The sequence below is a fragment of the Streptomyces sp. NRRL B-24085 genome, from assembly GCF_001282115.1.
Lineage (GTDB): Bacteria > Actinomycetota > Actinomycetes > Streptomycetales > Streptomycetaceae > Streptomyces.
In genome coordinates this window covers 1-4,285 of the sequence record NZ_LJBR01000608.1, presented here as the reverse complement: position 1 = coordinate 4,285, position 4,285 = coordinate 1, and the positions used below count along the sequence as shown (strand labels likewise).

Below are 4,285 nucleotides of genomic sequence, written 5' to 3'. Positions count from 1 at the left end.
ACTGCCGACGTTGGCGGGCGGGTTGCTCGGCCCGCACGACGAGGGGTACGGCGAGGGCCGGGGCCGGCGTCGGGGGCGGTAGGGGTCGTTCCAGGGGGGTGCAGTCGGGCCGACGTTTGCTGCACCCACCTGTGAGGGGCGCGGGGAACTGCGCGACCAGCCCCCACCGGCCCGCGGTCGACATGCAGCCGTCCGGACCGTTGTCAGTGCCGGCCCGCACAATGGACCCCACAGCACCGGTAGCAACGAAAGGGCGGCGTGACCCATGACCGTATGGGACGACCTGGTCGGCCAGGAGCGGGTGAGCGAGCAGCTCGCGGCCGCCGCTCGGGACGCCGACGCCCTGGTCACCGCTGTCGCCACCGACGCCCCGCCGCCCGAGGCGTCGAAGATGACGCACGCCTGGCTGTTCACGGGCCCCCCGGGGGCGGGCCGCAACCAGGCGGCGCGGGCCTTCGCCGCCGCCCTGCAGTGCGTCAGCCCGGACCGGGCCCTCGGCGGAGCGCCGGGCTGCGGCTTCTGCGAGGGGTGTCACACGGCGCTCATCGGCACCCACGCCGACGTCAGCTCGGTGGCCGCCGTCGGCACCCAGATCCTCGCCGACGACATGCGGGACACCGTCCGGAAGTCCTTCACCTCGCCGGCGAACGGCCGCTGGCAGGTCATCCTCGTCGAGGACGCCGAGCGGCTGAACGAGAAGTCGGCCAACGCGGTCCTCAAGGCCGTGGAGGAGCCCGCCCCCCGCACCGTCTGGCTGCTGTGCGCGCCGTCCATCGAGGACGTCCTGCCGACGATCCGCTCCCGCTGCCGCCACCTGAACCTGAGCACTCCCTCCGTGGAGGCCGTCGCCGACATGCTCGTGCGCAGGGAGGGCGTCGAGCCGGCCGCCGCGATGGCCGCCGCCCGGGCCACCCAGGGCCATGTCGACCGGGCCCGCCGCCTCGCCACCGACCCGGCCGCCCGCGCGCGCCGGGCCGCCGTGCTGAAGCTGCCCCTGCGGATCGACGACATCGGCGGCTGTCTCAAGGCGGCCCAGGAGCTCGTCGACGCGGCGGCCGACGACGCCAAGCAGCTCGCCGAGGAGATGGACGGCAAGGAGACCGAGGAGCTGAAGGCGGCGATGGGCGCCTCCCAGGGCGGCCGCATGCCCCGCGGCACCGCGGGCGTCATGAAGGACCTGGAGGACCGGCAGAAGCGCCGCCGCACCCGGACCCAGCGCGACAGCCTCGACCTGGCCCTGACCGACCTCACCGCGTTCTACCGGGACGTCCTCGCCCTCCAGCTCGGCTCCCGGGTGGCGATCGCCAACGCGGACGCCGAGGACGCCCTGGAACGGCTCGCCCGCGGCAGCTCCCCGGAGGCCACGCTCCGCCGTATCGAGGCCATCGGCGCCTGCCGGGACGCCCTCGACCGCAATGTGGCCCCGCTGCTCGCCGTGGAGGCTATGACCATGGCGCTCCGAGCGGGCTGAGGACCGGGACCGGCGGGTGATCATGCGTTTGACCGGGTCACTCGTACGGGCCGCATTGTTCACTCAGGGCATGCGTGTCAGTGCGGAGAGTTACGCTCGATCGATGCACATCAGGCGCAATCACCGCCACACCAGCCCGACGCCTCCCCCCGGCCGGGCGCTGACGTCGGCGCGCACGCCCCGCACCGGCGGCGTTCTCCTCGCCGTCGCCGCCCTGCTCGTCTCCGCCTGTTCCGCGGGCGCCTCGACGACGTCGGCCACCTCGGCCGCCGACGTGGCCCTCGGCGCGCTGCCGCGGTCGACACCGGCCGCCCTCGCGCCGTACTACGCACAGAAGGCCCGCTGGCGCGACTGCGGGGTCCCCGGTTTCCAGTGCGCCACGCTGCGGGCGCCGCTCGACTACGACAGGCCGGCCGGCGGGGACGTCCGGCTCGCCGTCACCCGCAAGAAGGCCACCGGGCCGGGCGAGCGCCTGGGGTCCCTGTTCGTGAACCCGGGCGGACCGGGCGGCTCGGCGGTCGGCTACGCCCAGGCGTACGCCGGGATCGGTTACCCGGCGGAGGTGCGGGCCCGATACGACATGGTCGCGGTGGACCCGCGCGGGGTCGCCCGCAGCGAGCCCGTCGAATGCCTCGACGGGCCGGACATGGACACGTACACCCAGACGGACACCACCCCCGACGACGCGCGCGAGACTGCCGAACTCGTCGACGCCTACAAGAAGTTCGCGGAGGAGTGCGGTGCGCGCTCGGCGCGACTGCTGCGGCACGTGTCGACCGTCGAGACAGCCCGGGACATGGACATCGTGCGGGCGGCACTGGGCGACGCGAAGCTGAACTACGTGGGGGCGTCGTACGGCACGTTCCTCGGGGCGACGTACGCGGGGCTGTTCCCCGGCCGCTCGGGGCGGCTCGTGCTGGACGGCGCGATGGACCCCTCGCTGCCCGCGCGCCGGCTGAACCTCGACCAGACGGCCGGCTTCGAGACGGCCTTCCAGTCGTTCGCGAAGGACTGTGTGCAGCAGCCGGACTGCCCGCTCGGGACGAAGGGCACGCCGAGCGCGCGGGTCGGCCGGAACCTCAAGGCGTTCTTCCGCAAGCTCGACGCCCACCCCATCCCGACCGGCGACGCGGACGGCCGCACCCTCGGCGAGGCCCTCGCCACCACCGGTGTCATCGCGGCGATGTACGACGAGAGCTCCTGGGCGCAACTGCGCGAGGCGCTGGGCTCGGCGATGAAGGACAACGACGGCGCCGGTCTGCTGGTCCTCGCCGACAGCTACTACGAGCGGGACGCCGACGGCAGCTACAGCAACCTGATGTCCGCCAACGCGGCGGTGAACTGCCTCGACCTCCCGCCCGCCTACGACAGCCCGGAGAAGGTCGAGAAGGCCGTCCCCACCTTCGAGAAGGCGTCCCCCGTCTTCGGCAGGGGCCTCGCCTGGGCCTCCCTCGGCTGCGCGTACTGGCCGGTCGCCCCCACGGGAGAGCCGCACCGCATCGAGGCGCGGGGCGCCGGCCCGATCGTCGTGGTCGGCACCACCCGCGACCCCGCCACCCCCTACCGCTGGGCCCGCGCCCTGGCCGGTCAGCTCACCTCGTCCCGGCTGCTCACCTACGAGGGCGACGGCCACACCGCCTACGGCCGCGGCAGCGCCTGCATCGACTCGGCGATCAACGCCTACCTGCTCCGCGGCACCCCTCCCGCGCCCGGAAAACGCTGCTCCTAGCCGGCTGCCGGAGCGTCCGGGGGTGCCCCGAGGGCTGGTACGGAGCACCCCCGGAAACTGTGTAGACTTACCGACGTTGCTGATCGCACCATAGTGCGGACGGCGCGCCGCCTTAGCTCAGATGGCCAGAGCAACGCACTCGTAATGCGTAGGTCTCGGGTTCGAATCCCGAAGGCGGCTCCGGAACAAGGCCAGGTCACACACTCTGTGGCCTGGCCTTTCCCGTTGGCCGGGATGGTCCCGGCTCTCTCCCGTCGCGTCTCCCCGCTTTGCCCGTTACCGCCAATAACCGCGCGCCCGCTTTGGCGGTCCGCCGCCCTGTGGCACCGATCGCGCCGCAGCTAACGTCCCGGCATGAGGCGACGCAAGCGCATCGGAACGAGCCGCGCCACGTCCTTACGGCGGGTGCGGGACAGGATGATCCAGCGCCGGGACGGCGTCCGGGCCGGCGGCTGGCGCAGACGGTTCGGGCGCCGGGCCGAGCAGGCCCGGCCCTGGCTCCAGTTCCTGGCCGACCTCGCCACGCTGCTCGCACGGGTGGTGCGGTAGCCGGTACGGGGTGCCCGCCCCGGAACACCGTGTCCGGACGGACGTGCTCCGCCCGGGCCGTCACGATGGAGTGGACGGACCGGACCAGCGCGCGGAGGTGCCGTATGGCAGGAACCGGGTCGGCGGGCGGCTACTCCGCCACGCCCCTCGCCAGGAAGCTCGGCATCAAGGCGGGGCACCGGGTACGGCTGGACGGTGCCCCCGACGGGTGGGACATCCCGGGCCTGCCCGACGGCTGCGAGGTCACCGCCGACGGCTCCCGCGGCGCGGACGTCGTCGTGACCTTCCACCGCGAGTACGCGCGGCTCGCCGCGGAGGCGGGGGACCTGGTCACCGGTCTCGCGGACGACGCGGCCCTGTGGATCGCCTGGCCGCGCAGGGCCGCCGGGCACGTCAGCGACATCACCGAGAACTCCCTGCGCGAGGTCTTCCTGCCCCTCGGAGTCGTCGACGTGAAGGTCGCGGCGCTGGGGGAGGACTGGTCGGGACTGAAGTTCGTGCGACGGAGGGAGAACCGGCGAGGGTGACATGGGGGC

Annotated in this window: 4 protein-coding genes and 1 tRNA gene; all 5 read left to right on the top strand. The window is 73.6% G+C overall.

The features are described 5' to 3' along the window. Positions 1-265 precede the first annotated feature (265 nt). The 5 genes from AOJ26_RS40215 (at position 266) to AOJ26_RS40200 (ending at position 4,276) form a co-directional block, all read left to right on the top strand. Entirely contained in the window at positions 266-1,471 is a 1,206-nt protein-coding gene (locus AOJ26_RS40215) for a DNA polymerase III subunit delta' (RefSeq protein WP_053853280.1), read from the top strand. Between the two features lie 103 nt (positions 1,472-1,574). Continuing rightward, entirely contained in the window at positions 1,575-3,200 is a 1,626-nt protein-coding gene (locus tag AOJ26_RS40210) for an alpha/beta hydrolase (RefSeq protein WP_053853279.1), read from the top strand. Between the two features lie 106 nt (positions 3,201-3,306). Further along, positions 3,307-3,380: transfer RNA gene (locus tag AOJ26_RS40205), tRNA-Thr, on the top strand. A 174-nt stretch (positions 3,381-3,554) separates the two neighbouring features. Then, positions 3,555-3,749, top strand: coding sequence for a hypothetical protein (locus AOJ26_RS43705; RefSeq protein ID WP_143663685.1), 195 nt, complete (start codon positions 3,555-3,557; stop codon positions 3,747-3,749). Between the two features lie 104 nt (positions 3,750-3,853). Next, positions 3,854-4,276, top strand: coding sequence for a DUF3052 family protein (locus AOJ26_RS40200; protein ID WP_053853278.1), 423 nt, complete (start codon positions 3,854-3,856; stop codon positions 4,274-4,276). Positions 4,277-4,285: the final 9 nt, after the last annotated feature.